Genomic DNA, 22,044 nt, shown 5'->3' on the forward strand with positions numbered 1-22,044 from the left:
GCTTTTTTGTATTGTGGGCTCGTCGTGTCAAACCCGTTTTTGAATATTTGTTAATGAACAACATACGCAACTTCTCCATCATCGCCCACATCGACCACGGCAAATCGACGCTGGCTGACCGCATCATTCAGCTGTGCGGCGGCCTGTCCGACCGCGAGATGGAGGCGCAAGTGCTCGATTCGATGGATCTGGAACGCGAGCGCGGCATTACCATCAAGGCGCAAACCGCCGCCCTGCAATACAAGGCCCGTGACGGCATCGTCTACAACCTGAACCTGATCGATACGCCCGGTCACGTCGACTTCTCGTACGAAGTGTCGCGTTCGCTGTCGGCGTGCGAAGGCGCGCTGCTGGTGGTTGACGCTTCGCAAGGCGTGGAAGCCCAGACCGTGGCCAACTGCTACACCGCGCTCGACCTGGGCGTGGAAGTGGTGCCGGTGCTGAACAAGATCGACTTGCCGAACGCCGATCCGCCGAACGCCATCCAGGAAATCGAAGACGTGATCGGCATCGAAGCCGGCGACGCCGTGCAGTGCTCGGCCAAGACCGGCCTGGGCGTGGAAGACGTGCTGGAATCGATCATCGCCAAAGTGCCGCCACCGAAGGGTGATCCGGCCGCACCGCTGCAGGCGCTGATCGTCGACTCGTGGTACGACGCCTATGTGGGCGTGGTGATGCTGGTGCGCGTGGTCAACGGCACGCTGAAACCGAAAGAAAAAATCAAACTGATGGCGACCGACTCGCTGCAACTGGTGGAAGACGTCGGCGTGTTCTCGCCGCGCTCGTTCTCGCTGCCGCAACTGTCGGCCGGCCAGGTGGGCTTCGTCATCGCCGGCATCAAGGAACTGAAGGCCGCCAAAGTGGGCGACACCATCACCCACGCGCTGCATGGCGCCGCCGCGCCGCTGCCGGGCTTCAAGGAAGTCCAGCCACAGGTGTTCGCCGGTCTGTTCCCGGTCGAGGCCAACCAGTACGACGCACTGCGCGACTCGCTGGAAAAACTGAAACTGAACGACGCCGCGCTGATGTACGAGCCGGAAGTATCGCAGGCGCTGGGCTTCGGCTTCCGCTGCGGCTTCCTCGGCCTGCTGCACATGGAGATCGTGCAGGAACGTCTCGAACGCGAGTTCGACATGGACCTGATCACCACCGCGCCAACCGTGGTCTACGAGGTTGAGCTGCGCGATGGTTCCGTCATCAAGGTCGACAATCCGTCGCGCATGCCGGACACCACCAAGATCAACGAGATCCGCGAGCCGATCGTTACCGTCAACCTGTACATGCCGCAAGAGTACGTCGGCTCGGTGATTACGCTGTGTATCGGCAAGCGTGGCGTGCAGATGGACATGAGTTACCACGGCCGCCAGGTCAAGCTGGTCTACGAAATGCCGATGGGCGAGATCGTGCTGGACTTCTTCGACAAGCTGAAGTCGACCTCGCGCGGCTACGCTTCGATGGACTACGAGTTCAAGGAATACCGCACCGCCGACGTGGTCAAGGTCGACATGCTGATCAACGGCGAGAAGGTTGATGCGCTGGCGATCATCGTCCACCGCTCGAATTCGGCTTACCGTGGCCGCCAAGTGGCCGCCAAGATGCGCGAACTGATTCCGCGCCAGATGTTCGACGTGGCGATTCAGGCCGCCATCGGTGTCAACGTCATTTCGCGTGAAAACGTCAAGGCATTGCGCAAGAACGTGCTGGCCAAGTGCTACGGCGGCGACGTCAGCCGCAAGAAGAAACTGCTGGAGAAGCAAAAGGCCGGTAAAAAACGCATGAAGCAAGTGGGCTCGGTTGAGATTCCACAAGAAGCATTCCTGGCAATCTTACAAGTGGACGAGAAATGAGCCTGCAAGTCATTTTAGGGAACTTCGCATTAATCCTGTTCGTGCTGATGGTCATCACCGGCGTGATCTGGTGTCTGGACGTGTTTTACCTCGCCAAGCAGCGCCGTGCCGCCGCCGACCGCGCGCTGGCCGAGTACGACGCCCGCAACGCCAAGGCCACCGCCGATGGCATCAAGCTGGACAACCAGGGCAAGCGCGCCGAGATGGAAGCCAGCATCATTCGCCAGCCGACCTGGATCGAATACTCGGGCAGCTTCTTCCCGGTGATCGCGCTGGTGTTCTGCCTGCGTTCGTTCCTGTATGAGCCGTTCAAGATTCCATCGTCGTCGATGGTGCCGACCCTGCTGGTAGGCGATCTGATTCTGGTGAACAAGTTCACCTACGGCATTCGTCTGCCGGTGCTGAACAAGAAAATCATCCAGATCAACGACCCGCAGCGCGGCGACGTGATGGTGTTCAAATATCCGATGGATATGAGCCAGGATTACATCAAACGCGTGATCGGCGTGCCGGGTGATAAAATCACGTATGAAAACAAGCGCTTAACCGTCAATGGCGTGGAAGTGAAGTACACCGCGCTGGACGATTACCTGGAAGACGAAAAGCTTGTGTATAACAAGCAGTTCGAGGAAAACCTGAGCGGCGTCAGCCATCGGATCCTGAACAACGCTGCCGCGCCGACCTACAACCGCGATAATGTGCTGCCGTTCCCGCATAATGATGCCTGCACCTACCGCTATGAAGGCTTTACCTGCACAGTTCCAGCAGGCAACTACTTCATGATGGGCGACAACCGCGACAACAGTGCGGACAGCCGCTACTGGGGCTTTGTGCCGGATAAGAACATTGTCGGTAAGGCATTCTTTGTCTGGATGAACCTGGGAAATCTGCGCCGTATCGGTAGCATCCATTAAAAGGGACTAAGATGCACAAACGACAGCAGGGGATTTCGCTGGTAGGCTTGATCGTGGTGCTGGCGGCGCTGGGCTTCGTGCTGATGCTGGGCCTGAAGATTGTGCCGACCTACATGGAATACCGCGCGATCAAGAACGCCATCGCCACCGCCAAGGCCACCGGCGGCGGCGTGATCGAGATCCAGAAGTCGTTTGACGCCAGCGCCACCGCCAGCTACATCAGTTCGATCAGCAGCCGTGACCTGATCATTGAAAAAAACAACGGCGAGACCGATATCAGTTTCGCCTACGAGAAGAAAATCCCGCTGGTCGGACCGGCCAGCCTGCTGCTTGAGTATGAAGGCACCACCGCCAAAAGTGGCGCCACACCCGCGAAAACCGAATAAAGAACCGATCACATAATGAATCTCCAGTTATTGCAAACTCGTTTAGGCTACACGTTCCAGGATGCTGGTCTTTTGCAGCAGGCCTTGACGCACCGTAGCCACAGCAGTGTGCATAATGAGCGGCTGGAATTCCTGGGCGACTCCATCCTCAACTGCGTGGTGGCGTCCATTCTGTACGATCGTTATCTGGATATCGACGAAGGTGACCTGTCGCGTCTGCGCGCCAACCTGGTCAAGCAGCAGTCGCTGTTCGAAATCGCCCAGAAGCTGGAGCTGTCGCAGTTCCTGCGCCTGGGGGAGGGCGAGCTGAAATCGGGCGGCTTCCGCCGGCCGTCGATCCTGGCCGATACGCTGGAAGCACTGCTCGGCGCCATCTTCCTCGATGGCGGCTTCGAGCCGGCGCGTACCGCGATCCGCTCGTTCTACATCCCGATCCTGGATTCGGTCGATCCGCAAACGCTGGGCAAGGACGCCAAAACGCTGCTGCAGGAATTCCTGCAGGCGAAGAAAATCTCGCTGCCGCTGTACAACGTGATCGCCACCCATGGCGCCGCGCACAGCCAGGAGTTCGAGATTGAATGCCTGGTGCCCAAGCTCGGCATCCAGGTGTTTGGCCGTGGCGGCAGCCGCCGCGCCGGCGAACAGGCGGCCGCCAAGCTGGCCCTGGCCGCCGCCGAGCTGGCCGTGCAGAAAACCCCGGCCACCGCCCGCAAGTCCAAGCCGCGCGCCGCCCAGCTCAAGCTGGCCGGCATTGCCACCGTGCAGAGCAGCGACGCACCGTCGCCGTCTGCCAAGGCCGCCAACAAATAAAAGAGAATTACCATGACAACCGAAACGACCTCCGCCAGCAACTACCGTTGCGGCTATATCGCCATTGTGGGCCGCCCTAACGTCGGCAAGTCCACCCTGATGAATACGCTGATTGGCGCCAAGGTCAGCATCACCTCGCGCAAGGCGCAGACCACGCGCCACCGCATCACCGGCATCCAGACCTATGACGACGCGCAGTTCATCTACGTCGACACGCCTGGCTTCCAGACCCGCCACGCCAATGCGCTGAACAAGACGCTCAACAAAACCGTCACCAACACGCTGATTTCGTCGGACCTGATCCTGTTCGTCATCGAAGCGGGCACCTTCGGCCCGGCCGACCAGCAAGTGCTGGACCTGCTGCCGACCGAAGTGCCGGTAGTCCTGGTGATCAACAAGGCCGACCGCGTGAAAGACAAAGCCGCGCTGATGCCGTTTGCGCAGCAGGTTGCCGCCAAGTTCAACTTCGCCGCCATCGTGCCGGTATCGGCCAAGCTGCGCTTCCAGCTGGATGGCCTGGAAAAGGAACTGAAACGCCTGCTGCCGGAGAACGAAGCGATCTTCGGACCGGACGACATCACCGACCGCAGCGAGAAGTTCATGGCGTCGGAAATCGTGCGCGAAAAGCTGTTCCGCTTTGTCGGCGACGAGCTGCCGTACACCAGCACCGTGCTGATCGAACAATTCGAGCAGGAGGGCGACCTGCGCCGTGTGTTTGCCGCCATCCTGGTGGAACGCGATACGCACAAGTCCATGATCATCGGTAACAAGGGTGCTCGCCTGAAGGAAGTGTCGACGCAAGCGCGTCTGGACATGGAAAAGCTGTTCGGCGGCCCGGTGTACCTGGAGATCTGGGTCAAGGTCAAATCCGGCTGGGCAGATAACGAAGCGGGTCTGCGCGCTTACGGCTACGAGTAATCCCTCACCAGCATGTCCTCCACGCCAGACGCCACCCTGGAAGCGCCGCAAGCTGCGGCGCCGGTGGCTGCTGCGCCAGCCGCACCCGCAGCACCAGCCGCACCCTCTGCACCAGCCACGCCGAAGCGCCCGCGCGCGCCGTCGCGTGAGCGCACCATCGGCACCAAGGTCGCCGGCCAGCCGGCCTTCGTCCTGCACAGCTATCCCTACAAAGAAACCAGCCTGATTATCGACCTGTTCACGCGTGACTTCGGCCGCGTGGCCTTGATCGCCAAGGGCGCCAAGCGGCCGCACTCGCAACTGCGCGGCGTGCTGCAAACCTTCCAACCGCTGTCCAGCAGCTGGGTCGGCAAATCCGAACTGCGCACGCTGACCGACGCCGAGTGGGTGGGCGGCATGCTGCCGCTGGAGAAAACCGCGCTGCTGTGCGGCTTCTACCTGAACGAACTGCTGGTCAAGCTGCTGGCGCGCGACGACGCCCACCCGGCCTTGTTCGACCATTACGTCTCCACGCTCAACCAACTGGCGCACAACGAGCCGGCCTCCATCGTCTTGAGAAAATTCGAACGGGCCTTACTTAAAGAGACAGGCGTCGCCGCCGATCTGGCGCGCTGCGTGGAAACGCGGCGCGCGGTGCAGGCAGACGTAACCTATGTCGTCGATCCCGAGCGCGGCCCGCGTCCCGAACGCGCCGCCGATCCGTGGCCGCGCGTGGCCGGCAAGACGCTGCTCGACATGGAATGTGAAAATTACGAAGACATCGCTACGCAAGCCCAAAGCAAGCAGCTGATGCGCTTCCTGGTCGCGCACCACCTGAATGGCGCGCCGTTGAACACCCGCCAGATCCTCATCGATCTGTCCCAGTTATAAGAGAAAAAACAATGAGCTTCCTGCAACCGTCCGGCACCATCATCGACCTTGGCGTGAACATCGACCACGTTGCGACCCTGCGCAACGCGCGCGGCACTAAATACCCGGACCCGATCCGCGCCGCGCTGCTGGCCGAGCAGGCAGGCGCCGACTGCATCACGCTGCACCTGCGCGAAGACCGCCGCCACATCAAGGACGCAGACGTCATCGCGCTGGCGCCGCAGCTGATCACCCGCATGAACCTGGAAGCCGCCGTCACGCAGGAAATGGTCGACTTCGCCTGCCAGATCAAGCCGGCCGACGTCTGCCTGGTGCCGGAAAAACGTACCGAAGTCACCACCGAAGGCGGCCTCGATGTCGCCGGCAACTTCAACGCCGTCGAGCGCGCGGTCAAGCAGCTGCAAGCCGAAGGCATCCGCGTCAGCCTGTTCATCGACGCCGAAGAAGCGCAGATGGATGCCACCGCCGCCCTCGGCGCGCCGGTGATCGAACTGCACACCGGCCGCTACGCCGACACCGAAGGCGCCGAGCAGGCGGCCGAGCTGGAACGCATCCATCGTGGCGTGCTGTATGGCGTCGGCAAAGGCCTGAAGGTCAATGCCGGCCATGGCCTGCACTACACCAACGTGCAGGCGATTGCCGCAATTCCGGAAATCGCCGAACTGAATATCGGCCACGCCATCGTCGCGCACTCGGTGTTCGTCGGCTGGGAAAACGCCGTGCGCGAAATGAAGGCCATCATGGTTTCTACACGTATTGGACGCGCATCGTGATTTACGGCATTGGCACCGACATCTGCAAAATCCCGCGTATTGAAACGGCGCTGGCCAAGCATGGCGACCGCTTTGCGAAGAAGATCCTCGGCCCGCAGGAGATGGAGAAGTATTTGGCGCGCAAGGCCAAGCATCCGGTGCGCGGCATTCGCTTCGTGGCGACCCGTTTCGCCGCCAAGGAAGCCTTCGCCAAGGCCATCGGCCTGGGCATCCGCATGCCGATGACCTGGACCAGCGCGCAGATGCTGAATCATCCGAGCGGCAAGCCGATGATTGTCTGCAGCGGTGCACTGAAAGAATTCATGGACAAGAACAAACTGTCGGCCCAGGTGACCGTCAGCGACGAGGCGGAATATGCCGTCGCCTTCGTCATCGTGGAGCAGGAAAAGTGACTGAAGAAGTAAGCGATCCGCGTGAACAAGTACTAGCCACCGTTGCCAAGCTGCCCAATCTGCCGGGCGTGTACCGCTATTTCGACGCCGAGGACAAGGTGCTCTACGTCGGCAAGGCGCGCGACCTGAAGAAACGCGTATCGAGCTACTTCCAGAAGAACCTGGCCAGCCCGCGCATCGCCATGATGGTCGAGCGCATCGCGCGGCTGGAAACCACCGTCACACACAGCGAAGCGGAAGCGCTGATCCTTGAGAATAACCTGATCAAGGCACTGGCGCCGCGCTTTAACATCCTGTTCCGCGACGATAAATCGTATCCGTATTTGAAGATTACCGGCGGCGATGCGCCGCGCATGGTCTACTACCGCGGCGCGGTCGACAAGAAGAACCAGTACTTCGGGCCTTTCCCCAGCTCGTGGGCGGTCAAGGAATCGATGCAGATTTTGCAGAAGGTATTCCAGATCCGCACCTGCGAGGAGAGCGTCTACGCCAACCGCACGCGCCCCTGCCTGCTGCATCAGATCGGCCGGTGCAGCGCGCCGTGCGTCGATTTGATCAGCAAGGAAGACTACAAGCTCGATGTCGACAACGCCGCGCGCTTCCTGCGCGGCCGCCAGTCCGAAGTGCTGGCCGACCTTGAGCAGAAAATGCATGGCTACGCGGCCGAGCTCAAATTCGAGCAGGCAGCGTCGGTGCGCAACCAGATCCAGTCGCTGTCGCGCGTGCTGCACCAGCAAAGCATGGAGACCACCGGCGACGCTGACGTCGACATCATCGCGGTGCTGGTGCAGGGCGGGCGCGCCTGCGTCAACCTGGCGATGGTGCGCGGCGGCCGTCACCTGGGCGACCGCGCCTACTTCCCGACCCACGTCAGCGATGCCGAGGCGATTGCCGAAGATCCGATCGAAGTCGAGGTGCTGGCCGCCTTCCTGGCGCAGCACTACGCCGACAAGTTCATCCCCGGCACGCTGATCCTGAACATCGAATTCAATCACCCGGCGCTGATCCAGGCCTTGCAGGAGCAGTGCGGCCACCGCATCAACCTGATCTTCCAGCCACAGGACCAGCGCCGCAAATGGCTGGAGCTGGCGCAGAAGGGCGCCGAGATCTCGCTGGCGCGGCTGCTGTCGGAGCAGGGCTCGCAGCAATCGCGCACGCGCGCGCTGGTCGAGGCCTTGCAGCTGGAGCCTGAAGACATCGACGCGCTGCGCATCGAGTGCTTCGACATCTCGCACACGCAGGGCGAGGCCACACAAGCTTCGTGCGTGGTGTTCCATCACCACCAGATGCAGAATGGCGAATACCGGCGCTACAACATCAACGACATCACGCCGGGCGATGATTACGCCGCCATGCGGCAGGTGCTGTTCCGCCGTTACGAGAAGGTGGCCAACGGCGACGGCGTGATGCCGGACGTGGTGCTGATCGACGGCGGCAAGGGCCAGATCGAAATGGCGCGCCAGGTGTTCGCCGAACTGGGGCTGGATATCAGCCTGATCGTCGGCGTCGCCAAAGGGGAAGGGCGGCGCGTTGGCCTGGAGACGCTGATGTTCGTCGATGGCCGGCCGTCGCAGGAGCTGGGCAAGGAATCGGCGGCGCTGATGCTGGTAGCGTTGATCCGCGACGAGGCGCACCGCTTCGCCATCACCGGCATGCGCGCCAAGCGCGCCAAAACGCGCCAGACCTCGCGCCTGGAGGAAATCGAAGGCATCGGCGCCAAACGCCGGCAACGCCTGCTGGCGCGCTTCGGCGGCCTGCGCGGCGTGGTCAACGCCAGCGTCGAAGATCTGAAAACAGTTGAAGGCATTTCCAGCGCCCTGGCCGAGGAAATCTACAAGCAATTGCATTGATGGCGGCGGCAGGTGCAACGGTGCTGGTTTAATGCGCGGGGTCAAGGTAGACTAGCGGCGCATTATAAAATTTCATCGCCGCACATCACTTTTAGCTTATGCCCTTCAATATTCCGATACTGTTGACCTGGTTGCGCGTTGCGCTGATTCCGCTGGTGGTGGGCGTCTACTACCTTCCCACCACGATGCTCCCGGTAGCAGATCAGAATCTGGCGGCCACACTGGTGTTCATCGTGGCCGCCGTCACCGACTGGTTCGACGGCTTCCTGGCCCGGCGCTGGAATCAGACCTCGGCCTTCGGCGCCTTCCTCGACCCGGTGGCCGACAAGCTGATGGTGGCCGGCGCCTTGCTGGTGCTCGTGCAGCTGGACCGCGCCAATGCCGTGCTGTCCTTCATCATCATCGGCCGCGAGATCGCCATTTCCGCGCTGCGCGAATGGATGGCGCAGATTGGCGCCTCCAAATCGGTGGCGGTCAGTTCGCTGGGCAAGATCAAGACCACGGCGCAGATGATGGCCATCCCGCTGCTGCTGTTCCATGACGTGCTGTGGGGCGCGGTTGACACCCAGTTCTGGGGCTCACGCCTGCTGGAAGTGGCGGCGGTGCTGACCGTGTGGTCGATGTTCTACTATCTGCGTCTGGCATGGCCGCTGATCAAGGAAAAATCGGGCCAAATCTAACCGTATAAACAATATTTTCATTTGGCATTGACAGGCTCTGTAGATCCTCTATAATGCTGGCCTGTTGTTGATGACAACGCAGCAAAGCGGGAGTAGCTCAGTTGGTAGAGCGCAACCTTGCCAAGGTTGAGGTCGAGAGTTCGAGACTCTTCTCCCGCTCCAAACGAAGTCATCAGAAACAAGTAGTACTAGCAAAAACAGCAGTCACCTGCTAAGATGCTGGACTCGAAATGCGGGAGTAGCTCAGTTGGTAGAGCGCAACCTTGCCAAGGTTGAGGTCGAGAGTTCGAGACTCTTCTCCCGCTCCAGTTTCTTCGGAAATTGGCTGGCGTAGTAAAATTAGCAACACTCCAAGCGGGAGTAGCTCAGTTGGTAGAGCGCAACCTTGCCAAGGTTGAGGTCGAGAGTTCGAGACTCTTCTCCCGCTCCAGAATTCTGGATTGCAGCGCGTAACCCCGCTGTGGTCTTGCAGTAAAAAGTTTCCTCTGGCGAGGTAGCAAAGCGGTTATGCAGCGGCCTGCAAAGCCGTCTAGGTCGGTTCGACTCCGATCCTCGCCTCCAAAGCTCCATGCGGGAGTAGCTCAGTTGGTAGAGCGCAACCTTGCCAAGGTTGAGGTCGAGAGTTCGAGACTCTTCTCCCGCTCCAGTATTGAAGAAGGGCAGCCCAGTGGGCTGCCCTTTTTGCGTTTGGGCCGGGGGATCACCAACGTCTGTTTTCGCCGCAGGCGGTGTGAAAACCCGAGTTGCTATGCCGTGAATGGCTAAGCCAGGACTTCCGCCGCCAGGAGCGCCACAATTGTTCACCAGGGTGGAATCAGACGCTTGTACAATTAGTTCACACAAATCAATCAAAGGACAAGGCATACCCGTTCAGCTCGTTGACCAAGTCCCCCTTTCTGCCACACGCCATTTTCCATATTGGGGTGCTGCTCGCGCAAACCGAACTACAATTTTATGTCTTTAAGTTTTCTTTTCGTATTGCAAACAATCGTTTGCTTGAAGAACTATGCGAGTCGGGTGCTGATCCCGCGCAAACTGATTTACCTGATGCTTTTCCTTGGCTTTGTTCCAGCCACGACGGCATCTGGCTCGACCTCGGTTGCGCGTGGTCATGAGACTGCCCGTCCGCTCATTGATTGGTTGCATACCAGTTGGACTGCGCGTGAGGGGGCACCGCCCAATATCACCGGTATCGTTCAAACGCCAGACGGCTGGATTTGGGTCAGCAGCGCCTCCAGCTTATACAAGTTCGATGGCGTACGGTTTCTGCGGGTTTCAGGATCTGAAGCGCCGTTATCCTCGTACATTAGTACCATTGGCGTTCTACGAGATGGGCGGCTCTGGGTCGGTTATGCCCAGGGTGGGATCAGCTTGCTGGAAGGCGGCAAGATGCGGCATTTGAACTCAGGCCAGGATAATCTGCCGCTGCCACCAACATACGATGTGGCATTGGACGCTTCGGGTCTGCTCTGGCTGGGTACGCAAGCAGGACTTTATTACTTTGACACGCAATGGCGGCCGGTCGCTGCTGCAATGGGGTTTCCGGGCGGGCGCGTGCACTCCATGCTGCTTGACCGAAGCGATGTGCTTTGGGTGCGCTGCGAAGCCGGCTTATTCGCACTGCCACGCGGGAGTCGGAAGTTCCTTCAGAAATCGGCCCGCACCGGCCTGGGTAAATTGGTGCAGCACCCGGATGGGAGTATATGGACGAACAGCGACGACCTTACTGGTGTCGTGTCAGTAACGATTGATGGTTCTGGACGTCTTCAAAAGCTAAACAGCGTTGCGTTAATAACCGCGTTCCTGTTCGATCATGAGGGCAATCTATGGACCAATGCCGAGGGCGTCAAACGGTTCAAGGTTGCGGAAGTGGATACTGCAGTACAGCAGACAGAACTTGAGCAAGGATTGAGTGGCAGTCGTGTATCCGCCTTGCTGCAGGACCGGGAGAAGAACCTTTGGGTGGTCACTGAGGGCGGCCTGGATCGTTTCACTGAGCCGCGCCTCCGTCCTTTGGCTTTGCCAGAGTACAGTGTGTTTGGTGGGCGGCCGATTGCCGGTGGCCCAAACGGCAGCGCGTTCGTCAATGGATCGCTGGTCGCTTCGGCCGCCGCCAAGCCGCAGCCCATTGCACCTGACTACAAAAAGTTGACGGTCAATTTATATCGCGCGCCCGACGGTACCTTGTGGGGTGGCGGTGATGGTTTCTGGACGCTTGATTCAACCGGAATACACGAACTTGCACTTCCTGATGGTATTCCAAAGCCCTTTGTTAATGCCATTGCCCAGGATCGTGCAGGCGATCTCTGGATCAGCTTAGGGCGGAATGGTTTATACAAATGGAGAGCGGGGCACTGGTCGACGCCTCATGGCATCGACAGCAAAGGTCGCTCGGTTTTATCCATCAAGGCCGATGCGCTGGGCCGGATCTGGTTGGGGCTGATTGGTGGCCGCGTCGCCGTGGTCGACAAAGATGAGGTAAAGTGGTTTGATCATCAGAATGGATTGAACATCGGGACGGTGGCGCAGATTGTGCCGACGGACAGTGGCGTGTGGTTCGGTGGAGAGAACGGGATCCGGTATTTCGACGGTCGTCGCTTTGTCCCCCTCATTGGCAAGGGTGGCGAGCTCTTCACGGGCAGTACCGGGCTGGCATTTGGCCGCGATGGAACCTTGTGGATCAACGGTAGTGCTGGCATTTCAAGTGTTGCGTCCACTGAAGTGACGCGCGCCATGGCCGGCTCAGGCAACGCAGTAAGCTTTCGTCGATTGGATTACCGCGATGGTGTTCGTGGGGGAACGCATCCGCAAATCCCGATTCCTTCGGTCGCTACCAGCGATGACGGCACGTTGTGGTTCTCAAACACCGGTGGGGTCTACGCTATTGGCCCAGGCACGTTATCTTTTAATACCGTCATTCCGCCGGTGTTGATTACGCGGTTGCGATCGGGGGCGAAAGAATTTCCATTGGTTGATGGATCGCTGATCTCAGCGGGAACTGACACGCTGCAACTGGATTTTACGGCGTTGTCATACCAGGCTCCCGAGCGGATGGAGTTTCGTTACCGCCTGGAAGGGGTAGACCGCGAGTGGCGCGACAGCACTGGAAACCGCACGGCGAACTACACAAATCTCGGACCGGGTCATTATACGTTTCGCGTTGTAGCGTCGAATAATGACGGGGTTTGGAACAACCAAGGCGCGACGATTTCATTCACCATTGAGCCGCTGCCGACGCAAACCTGGTGGTTTAAGCTGTTATGCGCGCTGGCGATTCTGGCGATCCTTGCGGCCTTGTATAGCTGGCGCACGCGCCGTATCAGCAGGCGGTATATCGAGCTTTTGCAGGAACGCATCGCTGAACGTGAGCGTATTGCGCGGGCGTTACACGATACGTTGATGCAAACCATGCAAGCCATGCTGATGCGTTTCGGGACAGCGACGAAACGCTTGCCGTCCGAAGATTCGACGCGAGCGACCATGGAAGAGCTGCTCGATGAGGCTTCTGACGCAATGACGATGGCCCGGGACGAGGTACATGATTTGCGCGCAGGGCCGATTCAGGACGGGGTCAATATCGAACACGCCCTCGCGCAGTTTGGATATTCTTTTCAGGAGCAATTGAAGATTCAATTCAAGATCAAGGTTGTCGGCAACGTTAGACCTTTGACCGCCTTTGCCTGGCAGGAGATATCGGCTGTAGCACGGGAAGCGATGTTTAACGCTTTCATACACGCCCATGCAAAGAACATCGAAGTTAATATTGTCTATGGCCTGCGCCGCTTCAAATTATCGGTTTGCGATGACGGAACAGGCATTGATGAAACAGTACTGCGAGAGGGGAGCCGTCGTGGTCACTGGGGCTTGCCCGGCATGCGAGAAAGGGCAATCGTTTTGGGAGGCTGCGTGACTTTATTGAGTAGCCGGGAACGAGGAACCCAAGTCCAACTCTCAGTGCCGCACCACAGCGCATACGCCAAGCGAGAAACATGGAGCCACTACAAAACATGACTAAAGACTCTATCGGCGTTGCTGTCGCGCTGTTGGTGCTTGCCGCCTGTGGCACCGCCACTGCGGCATCGACCGCCACCTGCGCCGCCGTCTACAAGCCGCCTGCGGCGACGCCGCCAGCGGGAACCACGTTTTGCACCAACCTGTCCACCGCTCCCGACGCCAGCGGCAACGGTCGTGAAAACGGCAAGACCTGCCGCGCACGCACGGCCGTCGATATCGTCAAGGACATGGGGCAGGGCTGGAATCTCGGCAATACGCTGGACGCTTTCGGCAATACGGCGAACCCGCTCGCCGACGAAACCTACTGGGGCAATCCGAAGACCACCAAGGCCATGATCGACACCGTGCGCAAGGCTGGCTTTACCACGTTGCGCCTGCCGGTCAGCTGGGACGACCACATGAGCGGCGCCGCGCGCACCATCGATCCGGCCTGGATGAACCGGGTCGAGGAAGTGGCGAAGTACGCGCTCGACAACGGCATGGCGGTGATCGTCAACATCCACCACAACAACGGCTGGGAAGCGCCGACGCTCGCCAACGAGGCCGGCGCCAAGGACACGCTGACCAAGCTGTGGACGCAGATCGGCGAGCGCTTCAACAAATATGACCAGCACATCACGTTCGAGGTGATGAACGAGCCGCGCGTGGCACCCGGCGGCGTCGACGACTGGACCGGCAAGGCCGAGTACTACGACGTGCTGAACCGCCTGAATGCCACGGCATTGGCGGCGATCCGCGCCACCGGCGGCAACAACGCTCGCCGGCTGGTGATGATCCCATCGTACGCAGCGGCGCCGGACGACGCCCAGCTCAACCTGCTGGTGCTGCCGTCCGACCCCATGATCGCACTGTCCAGCCACGCCTACCGTCCGTGGAATTTCGCCGGCGACCAGAAAGGCACCAGCATCTTCGCCGGCCAGGCCGAATTCGACCAGCTGTTCAGTCGCCTGAACACGAAATACGTGGCGAAGGGCATTCCGGTGGTGATCGGCGAATGGGCGTCGACGGACAAGGGCAACGCGGCCGAGCGCGTCAAGCACGCCATGGCGTTCGTCCAAGGCGCGACGAAGTATGGCATGCCGACCGTGTGGTGGGACAACGGCAACAACACGCGGTCGGCGACCTCGACTGACGTGATGGCGCTGCTGGATCGCTCCAACAACACCTGGCCGCACCAGGACATCAACGACGCGATCTTCTGCGCAGCGCAGCGCTGACCAGCACAGCGCTTTGGCGGGGCATCTCCAAACCGCGAGGTTCTATCGCTTAATTTTGCAGGCGAAGTGGATCGCTGTGCGTCACCACCCAGTCGGAAATTATCTTGAGTGCCGTCGGCGCGATTGTCTCTTCGATCTCGCCGTATTCGGCTGGCGTTCCCAGCTTGGCGGTCTGGAACAGGTGGTTGAGATTTGGTAGTTCGGCGACCGTGGCCCTTGAATTGCCTTGCAGAGCCGCGCTGATCTGACTCAGGTTCTCTTCGGCCGGCACCTGCAGATCGCGGCTGCCATTGAGCGCGAGCACCGGTGTCTTCACCTGGCGCAGCGCCGGGATGGGGTCGTAAGCGAAGGCTTCGCGCGCCCAGGGGCTGGTCGTCATCGTGACCAGCGCATCGGCACTCGCGGCCGGAATGATCTGCTCGGCAACCGCTTCGGCAACGTCGGTCTTGGCGACGACCAGCGCCTGCTGTTCGCTTTTGGCGACCGCCAGGTCAGCGTATAACTTGTCGAAAAAGGCCAATCTGCGCGCGATGTCGGCCTCCGGGGTCCCGGACGCTTTGGCGATCCTGGCAGTCTGCAGCCGCAACAACTGCCCAATCCGTATACCGGGCGCGGCCATCAGGACCACGAACTGCACCGACGGATCGCGTACCGCCAGCATCGGCGCCACGGCGCCCCCCTCCGAATGGCCAACCAGGCCGACGCGGTCGGCCGCGATCGCCGGGTGCGACCGCACAAATCGGAGCGCCGCTTCGGCGTCGGCGGCGAACTCGGCGATGGTGGCGGTCGCATAGCTGCCGGTCGACTCACCAACGCCGCGCTTGTCATACCGCAGGACGGCGATACCGCGACGATTGAGCGCATCGGCCAGCACCAGGAAGACCTTGTGGCCCATCACCTCTTCGTCGCGTGTCTCGGGGCCGGATCCGCAGATCAGGACGACCGCTGGGAAAGGGCCGTCGCCATCGGGAATGGTAAGGGTGCCGGCGAGCTTGATGCCTGCGCGCTCGTTGGCGAAGTTCACCGCTTCTTGCCGGTAGGGACGTGGCCCGGCGGCGATCGCCTCTTCTTGCGGCCGCCTGGCGGGCGCCAGGGCCGCCGCCCGGCTGGTCATCCTGGACAGGATCAGCGCGAGCGTCTGTCCTTGGGTCCAGGTGCCGGCCCAGCCGTTCTTCTCGGCGTTCCAGGTTCCAGCAAAGCTGCCGCCGATGGAGGTGATCGTGAAGCTGAAATGATCGGCGTCGATGGCGACCTTGTCGGCAGGCATGACGGCGCTGCCCTGATCCGGACTTTCGAGCGTCGCGCCATACTGGCCGCCGGCATCTTTCGTGACATGCACGATGATGTGGAGTTGACCCGCCAGCAGTCCGCTCCAGTCGCCTACCGCTTCTTTGGCGCAGGCGCTGCCGGCTGCGAGCGTCGCGCTCAATGCGATAAACAGCCAAAGCGCAACGATGCCTTTCGATAAACGAAATCGGTTCATGATCTATACTCGCTGGTGACGTGCGTGGCCGCAGTCCGGGAAGTGGCCCAGGACTGGTCGTGGCCGGACTAGAAAAAGAAGTACAGGGGAGGGGAGACGCGCCGATTATCGACGCCATCGCCAGTGGCGGCTTATGCCGGTCCGGTCGGCGGAATCGAGCGGTCACTGCGGATAAGGCACAGCACCACGCGGGATGCGAAGGTGAGCAGCAAGATCGAGAGCGCCACGTCTTCGGCGTAAGCCAGCGGCAGACATAGCCAGGCCAGGGCATAACCCAAGCCGGCTAAGACCATCGCCTTGCCGTTGGCCCGCAACAGCGCGGCGCGGCGTGGTGACGTGATCGCTTTCTTGGGGATGGCATTGCCGATCACCATGACGAACGCCCCGGCAAGACATTGGCAGGCACGCACGCGGAACTCACCCGATGCGGCGATCCATCCCAGCGCCTCGCACAACCCTACGCTCAACAGCAGACCGGCATAGGCAATCGACTGCGTAATTTTGTGACGGGACTCCTCGCCCGCTTTGGTCTTGCCGCGGAACACACTGCGGATCAGCCAGGCTATGCCTGTCACAGCCACCCCCAGTGCGCATTGCCAGCGTCGCTCGGGATGCATATAAAACACATAGCTGCCGGCGAACACAACCCATGCGCTGATTAGCAGCGCCAATTTGTCAGTCATCGTTTTCATCGTTTCCCTTCCGGCCAGGAATCTGGCTCGACAGATGGATTAATCGCCTTGACCTCAATGCCCAAAAAGCCGGCAAATCCAGCCAGGGCTTCTTCAAGTACCGACAGCTTGAGGCAGTACACCACAGACTTGCCAAGCTTGGACGAATCGATCAAGTCGGCCTCGCGCAGGATGGCAAAGTGCGCCGACATGGTCGGCTTGGATACCTCGAAATGGTCGGCCAGTTCGCCGGCCGTGAGCGGGCCATCCTTCAACAGGGTCAATACCTGGCGGCGAGTTGGATCGGCTAACGCCTTGAATACTTTGTTCATGTTTTCAAGATTAGCTAATTATCGAAATGACGTCAAGAAATTTGTTATGTGTGCATTTGGTGCACGAAGCGGGCCAGCTTGAGCACTGTCGGACGTACGCGATGTCGGAATGAATCGTTCCCCTGCTACGGCGAGTTGCAGGGGCTTGGTGAGCTGTTTAACAGACGCTGACGCAGCTGGTGCGTAGCCTGCAACTGCGTTTGAGCGCGAAGAGTCGAGGCGCGCTTGTGCTACGTGATCGAGATGGCGAGTTTGAAGACCAAACAGACTTCCGTCAATGTCGAATATTGTTCATCTCAAGTGAACAGTGAAGTGGCTTTGCCAGTAATGATCTCGCTGGCTATTTTCACTACACTGGGGCACTGAAATTGTCCGGGGAGAGAAGATGGAAGCTGCCGACTTGAATGTGATTAAAGCCTGCCAGCGGTGGCAGGCGGCTGGCTCGCAGGTGGTGCTGGTCACCGTGGTGCACACTTGGGGTTCGTCGCCCCGTCCGCCAGGTTCGATGATGGCGATCCGCGATGATGGCGCGGTGATCGGCTCCGTCTCCGGCGGCTGTATCGAAGACGACCTGATTATGGAAATGCAGGCGCGCACCGGCGATGGCCGCGGGTTCGACGTTGCGCCATCGACGCGTGTGTATGGCATCAAATCCGACCAGGCCCATTTGTTCGGCATTCCCTGCGGCGGCACACTGGAGCTGGTGCTGGAACCGTTGCAGGCGCATAGCGGCATCGGCGATCTGGTTACAGCGCTGGAGCAGCGCCGCCAAGTGACCCGCACGCTCCACCTGCAAACCGGTGCGGTGTTGCTGGAAGACGGCGCCGTTGATGTCGGTATCCGCATGACGGATGAACGGCTGATTCACGGCCTCGGCGCCCGCTATCGCATGCTGGTGATCGGTGCCGGCCAGCTATCGCGCTATCTGTGCGACATCGCCATCGGCGCCGGCTTCGACGTCCAGGTGTGCGATCCGCGCGAGGAATTTCATGCGGACTGGGATATCAAAGGTGTCGAGATCAGCCGCGTCATGCCGGACGATATGATTCTGGCGGCGTTGCCCGATGCGCGTACCGCGGTTATCACGCTGACTCACGACCCCAAACTGGATGACCTGGCCTTGATGGAAGCGCTGCGTTCGCCGGCGTTCTATGTCGGCGCGCTGGGATCGCGCCGTAATCACGCGTTACGCGTAGCGCGTATGTCGGAGCATTTCGACATGAGCACGGAGGAGTTGGCCCGTCTTCGCGGACCTGCGGGGCTGTATATCGGTAGCCGGACGCCACCGGAAATCGCCATATCCATTCTCGCTGAAATTATCGCGGTGAAGAACGGGGTGAGACTGGCCGAGGAAGCCTGCGTCGGCATGGCAAAAGAACTGCAGGGGTGTCCTGCAGCACGGGTTTGAGCCAGGCTGGGAACTCCCGTCGCCACAGATTGCAGGAGGAGAATGGAGGCTTTGGAAAGGGCGTAACGTCATGGTGCGAACAGGCGACAGTCGATCGGCATGTCGATCACAAAGGTGTTACCGTCGTCGGCGGTGCTGTCGACCCAAACACTGCCGCCATGGTTGCGTGCCACGCGCCTGACGAACGGCAGCCCTAGGCCCCATCCATCAACCGTGTCGGGATGGTTTGCATGCGGCTGACTGAAGAAGATGGAGTGGCGCCTGTCGAACGGGATCGGAGTTCCACTGTTGTGTATGGCAAGGCGGAGTCGATCGCAGTTCCGGGCGGCGTGTAAGCGCACGATAGACCCGTCGCCGTATTTGTATGCATTGATGACCAGGTTTTCCAGCGCGCGTCGCACCGACTTCTCACACCAATAACCCCATATCGACTCGCTGACGGCGTCCAGCATACAGCCGCGGCTGTGAAACTCGTCGCTAATCTCGGCAATGAGCACCTGCATATCGAAATGCTTGATGACCAGCGGGAGCCGCTCCCGCCCTTCGACCGTGAAGGTATCGGTCAGCTCGGTGATCATATTTTCCAGACGGCGCCCGGCGGCTTGCACCCGCAGCGCGCCACGGTGCGCCGTTTCCAGCGTTTCGGCTTTCGCCACGAGTTGTGCGCCGGCCTGCATCAGCGCGAGCGGTGAACGAAGATCGTGGGCAAGGCAGGCGGACAGGCAACGACGCTGCCGTGAGCGTCCTGCCACGAACTGATCTACAGCGCTACGCAAGGCCAGGTCGTGCGCGCTTTGCAGCGCTGTCAATTCAGCCGTTCCGAGATCGATGTGCTCTTCGTGTGCAACGCTACGAATTGCTTCGCGCAGTAGCTGGAATTCCAGGATGAGCTGATCAACACTGAAGTCAGTCATCCGGGATCGCAATTCGCCATGCGCCGCAGCGATAATCTGATTGTTGGGGCGGAGAGCGTCAGGTAGGTTGGTTGTGATTGCGTCGATCAGGTTGTCATAAACCATGCGGAGGCTGTCGTCCAGCAGGGGTTCAGGCAAACTGACCGCACCGTCGAGACTTGCACAAAAAAGTTGTTCCCAGCGGGCGAATACGTGTTCCCGTTTTCCTAGCATCGTCTGGCTTATCGCCGTGCGACTAGCAACATTCTGATCGGTAGCCAAGGCCATGAACCAGCTCCATCGCTGCAGTTTCCGTCATATGGATTATAGCCAGCGTTGCATCGACTGTCATGAATGAGGTGCGCAATCGCAACGAAACCTTGCCGGCAAATTCATCGGCACTGATCAGGTCGCTACGTTGGCGTGGCCCGCCGGTCACAAGCCCATCAGCGTTGCGTCGCAGGCCAGGCGTAACCGTGCGCGCCTGATCAGGGTCTTGACACTGCCTAGCGGCATGTCGAGCGATTCGGCGATTTCGCAGTGGGACAGTTCGCGATAATAATTGAGAACGATGACTTCTCTTTGCGCAGACGTCAGTAGTTCGATTGCCGACGCGATCGCGCGACTGCGGACATCTGTTTCGTACAGCGTTTCGGGCGTTGTCTCCAGTCGACCGGTCTCGTCTTGGTCGTCCCCCGGAAAGCTCAGCCATTTGCTGGAGGTTTCGACTCGCAGGTAGTCAATCGCGCGACTTTTGCATAACATCAGCAACCACGTGAGCACGCTGCTGCGGCTCTCGTCAAACTTCTCCGCGTTGGCCCAGGCGTAGAGAAACACCTCCTGGACGATTTCCTCCGCGACGTCACGTTTTCTTAGTATGTACAAGGCGCGGGAAAAGAGGGCGCCGCGTGAGACCGCATAGATAGAGTCGAACGACAGTTGCGCGGTGCCGTATTTTTTTGACAGGCAGGGAACAACACCGCCCTGGTGCGGCCGACGTTCGACAGTTGGCGGTTTTTTCACTTTATTCCCCGGCGCTGAGGCGATGCTGCTCTCTGCTATTAATCTATCTTCATGGGGCGCGCTTCTCTGTGAAGTGCCGTACCAAAAAAAGCGATGAGGAAATATTTTCGGCGTTAATGCAACAATCGCGTGCACACGCGACCCAGGCTCGCTGTGGAACAACCGCCAGGCCGAGGTTGACTGGCCGGGCGGGAAGCGCCTGGTTGGCTTTCAGCGCGCCGTGGCTGCATCACCCTGAAACTGGGCGTCGCGCTCCAGCATGCGGTTGATGCTGGTCTCGGTGCGCGTCAGCGTTTGCGCCACATCGGCGCCATACACCACGGTACTGATCAGCGCATCGCCCAGCGTCTTGGTGATGATGGCCTGGCGCGCCACTTCAATCGGCAGCGCCACGCCGTCGCGCGCGATGGTGGCGATCCCGCTGCGCAAGGGCAGCTGGCGGAACGCCGCCGAATCGATCACGGAGCGCCGTGTCGGCAACTGCCCGGTGCGCGCCCACACGCCGCCTTCGTCGTACAGGAACTTGAGGAAGGACAGCGCCGCCGCGTGGCTGCGGGCATCGGCCGTGCCGCCTTTCAGCATCACCATGATGTGATTGTCGGCCCACATGGCGCTGGTGCCGTACAGCTGCGGGAACGGCGTGGCGGTGTAACCCTGGTAGGTGGCGCTGTCGGCCTGCTTCGACTGGCGCAGCAGGTCGCCGATGATCCAGGTGCCGTTGATCATGACGGCGCCTTCGCCGGCGGCAAAGCCTTGCAGCGCAACGCTGTAGTCCATGCCGCGCGAAGTCAGGCCTTCTTCGTACATGGTCTTCAGCAGCTGCACCGCGTCGCGCACGATGGGGCTGTGCAGGTCGATGTGGAAGTCGTCTTTGGGGAACAGCGAGCCGTTTTGCTGGCCGATCATGGACAGCAGGGTGCGCGCGAAGAAGGCCGGATCATTGGCGGTCAGCCAGATGAAGTAGGGCTTGCCGGTGGCCTGCTTGAACTGGCGCGCCTGCGCCAGCAGCTGCTGCGGCGAATGTGGCAGCACCGGCTCGCCGTCCTTGACCAGGCCCGCCTTGCGCATCAGGTTGAGGTTGAAGTGCCACAGCCAGGAATGGGTGTCGAAGGGCAGGGCGTAGTGCTGGCCGTCGATGGTCACCGCCGTTTCGGCTTGCGGCGTGAAGTCGGCGCTGGCGATGCCCACCTTGCGGAATTCGGCGTCCAGCGGCGCGATCAGGCCGCGCTTGACGAAGTCGTTCAGCGCGGAGCTGTGCAGGATGGCCACCGCCGGCACGTCGCGGCCGACGATGCGCGCACCGAGCTGGCTGTAATACGAGGCATGTTCGACCACCTGTGTGCGCACCACGATCTGGCCGCGGTGCTCGGCGTTGAACTTGTTGGTCAGCGCGGTGATGATGCCGCATTCGCCGGTGGCTTTGGCGGGATCGGTGAGGTTGCCGTAGTCCGCTTCGCAGGAGCCGAAGAAGCGCGCGAACGAAATTTCTACCGGCGCGGCCCATGCCGGCGCCGCAGTGGCCAGCAGCAAGGCCAGCGCCACGCTTGGTTTGATGAGTCTCAT

The 22,044-nt window shown here is 60.3% G+C and carries 19 protein-coding genes and 5 tRNA genes; 18 read left to right on the top strand and 6 right to left on the bottom strand.

Going from position 1 to position 22,044, the window contains the following annotated elements:
* Positions 1–53 precede the first annotated feature (53 nt).
* The 17 genes from lepA (at position 54) to GTP69_RS19955 (ending at position 14,671) form a co-directional block, all read left to right on the top strand.
* Positions 54–1,847 carry a translation elongation factor 4 gene (gene lepA / locus GTP69_RS19875; RefSeq protein ID WP_161056473.1) on the top strand — a complete coding sequence of 598 codons (1,794 nt, stop codon included), beginning with the start codon at positions 54–56 and terminating at the stop codon, positions 1,845–1,847.
* Positions 1,844–2,761 carry a signal peptidase I gene (lepB, locus tag GTP69_RS19880; protein ID WP_161056474.1) on the top strand — a complete coding sequence of 306 codons (918 nt, stop codon included), beginning with the start codon at positions 1,844–1,846 and terminating at the stop codon, positions 2,759–2,761. The genes lepA and lepB overlap by 4 nt, the downstream gene beginning before the upstream one ends.
* Positions 2,762–2,772: 11 nt before the next feature.
* Complete coding sequence (locus tag GTP69_RS19885) at positions 2,773–3,147, top strand: DUF4845 domain-containing protein (RefSeq protein WP_161056475.1); 375 nt, start codon at positions 2,773–2,775, stop codon at positions 3,145–3,147.
* Positions 3,148–3,162: 15 nt separating this feature from the next.
* Positions 3,163–3,957 (top strand): ribonuclease III, encoded by a 795-nt coding sequence (rnc, locus tag GTP69_RS19890; protein ID WP_161056476.1) that lies wholly within the window; start codon positions 3,163–3,165, stop codon positions 3,955–3,957.
* 12 nt (positions 3,958–3,969) lie between these two features.
* Positions 3,970–4,875, top strand: coding sequence for a GTPase Era (gene era / locus GTP69_RS19895; protein WP_110848724.1), 906 nt, complete (start codon positions 3,970–3,972; stop codon positions 4,873–4,875).
* A 12-nt stretch (positions 4,876–4,887) separates the two neighbouring features.
* Positions 4,888–5,745, top strand: coding sequence for a DNA repair protein RecO (recO, locus tag GTP69_RS19900; RefSeq protein ID WP_161056477.1), 858 nt, complete (start codon positions 4,888–4,890; stop codon positions 5,743–5,745).
* An 11-nt stretch (positions 5,746–5,756) separates the two neighbouring features.
* A complete protein-coding gene (gene pdxJ, locus GTP69_RS19905) occupies positions 5,757–6,518 on the top strand; it encodes a pyridoxine 5'-phosphate synthase (RefSeq protein WP_161056478.1) in 762 nt (253 codons plus the stop codon).
* Entirely contained in the window at positions 6,515–6,910 is a 396-nt protein-coding gene (gene acpS / locus GTP69_RS19910) for a holo-ACP synthase (protein ID WP_161056479.1), read from the top strand. The genes pdxJ and acpS overlap by 4 nt, the downstream gene beginning before the upstream one ends.
* On the top strand, positions 6,907–8,760 hold the full coding sequence (gene uvrC / locus GTP69_RS19915; protein ID WP_161056480.1) for an excinuclease ABC subunit UvrC: 1,854 nt from the start codon (positions 6,907–6,909) through the stop codon (positions 8,758–8,760). The genes acpS and uvrC overlap by 4 nt, the downstream gene beginning before the upstream one ends.
* Before the next feature lie 98 nt (positions 8,761–8,858).
* The gene (gene pgsA / locus GTP69_RS19920) at positions 8,859–9,440 is read left to right on the top strand and encodes a CDP-diacylglycerol--glycerol-3-phosphate 3-phosphatidyltransferase (RefSeq protein WP_161056481.1); all 582 of its coding nucleotides are present in this window, start codon (positions 8,859–8,861) and stop codon (positions 9,438–9,440) included.
* Positions 9,441–9,526: 86 nt separating this feature from the next.
* A tRNA-Gly gene (locus GTP69_RS19925) sits at positions 9,527–9,602 on the top strand.
* 70 nt (positions 9,603–9,672) lie between these two features.
* Positions 9,673–9,748, top strand: a tRNA-Gly gene (locus tag GTP69_RS19930).
* A 46-nt stretch (positions 9,749–9,794) separates the two neighbouring features.
* A tRNA-Gly gene (locus GTP69_RS19935) sits at positions 9,795–9,870 on the top strand.
* Between the two features lie 57 nt (positions 9,871–9,927).
* A tRNA-Cys gene (locus tag GTP69_RS19940) sits at positions 9,928–10,001 on the top strand.
* 9 nt (positions 10,002–10,010) lie between these two features.
* Positions 10,011–10,086 (top strand) — tRNA-Gly (locus GTP69_RS19945).
* A gap of 371 nt (positions 10,087–10,457) precedes the next feature.
* Positions 10,458–13,451, top strand: coding sequence for a sensor histidine kinase (locus GTP69_RS19950; protein WP_161056482.1), 2,994 nt, complete (start codon positions 10,458–10,460; stop codon positions 13,449–13,451).
* On the top strand, positions 13,448–14,671 hold the full coding sequence (locus GTP69_RS19955; protein ID WP_161056483.1) for a glycoside hydrolase family 5 protein: 1,224 nt from the start codon (positions 13,448–13,450) through the stop codon (positions 14,669–14,671). Before GTP69_RS19950 ends, GTP69_RS19955 begins: the two co-directional genes overlap by 4 nt.
* A gap of 49 nt (positions 14,672–14,720) precedes the next feature.
* Here GTP69_RS19955 and GTP69_RS19960 read toward each other — a convergent pair whose 3' ends face one another.
* The 3 genes from GTP69_RS19960 to GTP69_RS19970 all read right to left on the bottom strand — a co-directional run bounded on the left by GTP69_RS19960 (position 14,721) and on the right by GTP69_RS19970 (position 17,157).
* Positions 14,721–16,154, bottom strand: coding sequence for an alpha/beta hydrolase family protein (locus GTP69_RS19960; protein ID WP_202424496.1), 1,434 nt, complete (start codon positions 16,152–16,154; stop codon positions 14,721–14,723).
* Positions 16,155–16,285: 131 nt separating this feature from the next.
* Positions 16,286–16,846 carry a hypothetical protein gene (locus GTP69_RS19965; RefSeq protein WP_161056484.1) on the bottom strand — a complete coding sequence of 187 codons (561 nt, stop codon included), beginning with the start codon at positions 16,844–16,846 and terminating at the stop codon, positions 16,286–16,288.
* Positions 16,843–17,157 (bottom strand): autorepressor SdpR family transcription factor, encoded by a 315-nt coding sequence (locus GTP69_RS19970; protein WP_161056485.1) that lies wholly within the window; start codon positions 17,155–17,157, stop codon positions 16,843–16,845. Before GTP69_RS19970 ends, GTP69_RS19965 begins: the two co-directional genes overlap by 4 nt.
* Before the next feature lie 385 nt (positions 17,158–17,542).
* Here GTP69_RS19970 and GTP69_RS19975 point away from each other — a divergent pair, with 385 nt between their 5' ends.
* Positions 17,543–18,565: an XdhC family protein gene (locus GTP69_RS19975; protein WP_161056486.1), complete on the top strand. Its 1,023-nt coding sequence runs from the start codon at positions 17,543–17,545 to the stop codon at positions 18,563–18,565.
* Positions 18,566–18,633: 68 nt separating this feature from the next.
* On the opposite strand, the gene GTP69_RS19980 is transcribed toward GTP69_RS19975, so the two are convergent.
* From GTP69_RS19980 to GTP69_RS19990, 3 genes are all read right to left on the bottom strand, one after another.
* Positions 18,634–19,746, bottom strand: a complete 1,113-nt coding sequence (locus GTP69_RS19980; RefSeq protein ID WP_161056487.1) for a sensor histidine kinase — start codon at positions 19,744–19,746, stop codon at positions 18,634–18,636.
* A gap of 147 nt (positions 19,747–19,893) precedes the next feature.
* The gene (locus tag GTP69_RS31605; RefSeq protein ID WP_161056488.1) at positions 19,894–20,481 is read right to left on the bottom strand and encodes an RNA polymerase sigma factor; all 588 of its coding nucleotides are present in this window, start codon (positions 20,479–20,481) and stop codon (positions 19,894–19,896) included.
* A 210-nt stretch (positions 20,482–20,691) separates the two neighbouring features.
* Positions 20,692–22,044, bottom strand: coding sequence for an extracellular solute-binding protein (locus GTP69_RS19990; RefSeq protein WP_161056489.1), 1,353 nt, complete (start codon positions 22,042–22,044; stop codon positions 20,692–20,694).

It is taken from the genome of Duganella levis, from assembly GCF_009857605.1.
GTDB lineage: Bacteria > Pseudomonadota > Gammaproteobacteria > Burkholderiales > Burkholderiaceae_D > Rugamonas > Rugamonas levis.

What these genes read in the sequence shown, in the direction of transcription:
- GTP69_RS19965 (WP_161056484.1), bottom strand. Translation starts at nt 16,846, where the DNA reads ATGAAAACGATGACTGACAAATTGGCGCTGCTAATCAGCGCATGGGTT.
- pdxJ (WP_161056478.1), top strand. Translation starts at nt 5,757, where the DNA reads ATGAGCTTCCTGCAACCGTCCGGCACCATCATCGACCTTGGCGTGAAC.
- GTP69_RS19980 (WP_161056487.1), bottom strand. Translation starts at nt 19,746, where the DNA reads ATGGCCTTGGCTACCGATCAGAATGTTGCTAGTCGCACGGCGATAAGC.
- GTP69_RS19990 (WP_161056489.1), bottom strand. Translation starts at nt 22,044, where the DNA reads ATGAGACTCATCAAACCAAGCGTGGCGCTGGCCTTGCTGCTGGCCACT.
- era (WP_110848724.1), top strand. Translation starts at nt 3,970, where the DNA reads ATGACAACCGAAACGACCTCCGCCAGCAACTACCGTTGCGGCTATATC.
- lepA (WP_161056473.1), top strand. Translation starts at nt 54, where the DNA reads ATGAACAACATACGCAACTTCTCCATCATCGCCCACATCGACCACGGC.
- GTP69_RS19955 (WP_161056483.1), top strand. Translation starts at nt 13,448, where the DNA reads ATGACTAAAGACTCTATCGGCGTTGCTGTCGCGCTGTTGGTGCTTGCC.
- recO (WP_161056477.1), top strand. Translation starts at nt 4,888, where the DNA reads ATGTCCTCCACGCCAGACGCCACCCTGGAAGCGCCGCAAGCTGCGGCG.
- pgsA (WP_161056481.1), top strand. Translation starts at nt 8,859, where the DNA reads ATGCCCTTCAATATTCCGATACTGTTGACCTGGTTGCGCGTTGCGCTG.
- GTP69_RS19970 (WP_161056485.1), bottom strand. Translation starts at nt 17,157, where the DNA reads ATGAACAAAGTATTCAAGGCGTTAGCCGATCCAACTCGCCGCCAGGTA.
- GTP69_RS19885 (WP_161056475.1), top strand. Translation starts at nt 2,773, where the DNA reads ATGCACAAACGACAGCAGGGGATTTCGCTGGTAGGCTTGATCGTGGTG.
- GTP69_RS19960 (WP_202424496.1), bottom strand. Translation starts at nt 16,154, where the DNA reads ATGAACCGATTTCGTTTATCGAAAGGCATCGTTGCGCTTTGGCTGTTT.
- lepB (WP_161056474.1), top strand. Translation starts at nt 1,844, where the DNA reads ATGAGCCTGCAAGTCATTTTAGGGAACTTCGCATTAATCCTGTTCGTG.
- GTP69_RS19975 (WP_161056486.1), top strand. Translation starts at nt 17,543, where the DNA reads ATGGAAGCTGCCGACTTGAATGTGATTAAAGCCTGCCAGCGGTGGCAG.
- rnc (WP_161056476.1), top strand. Translation starts at nt 3,163, where the DNA reads ATGAATCTCCAGTTATTGCAAACTCGTTTAGGCTACACGTTCCAGGAT.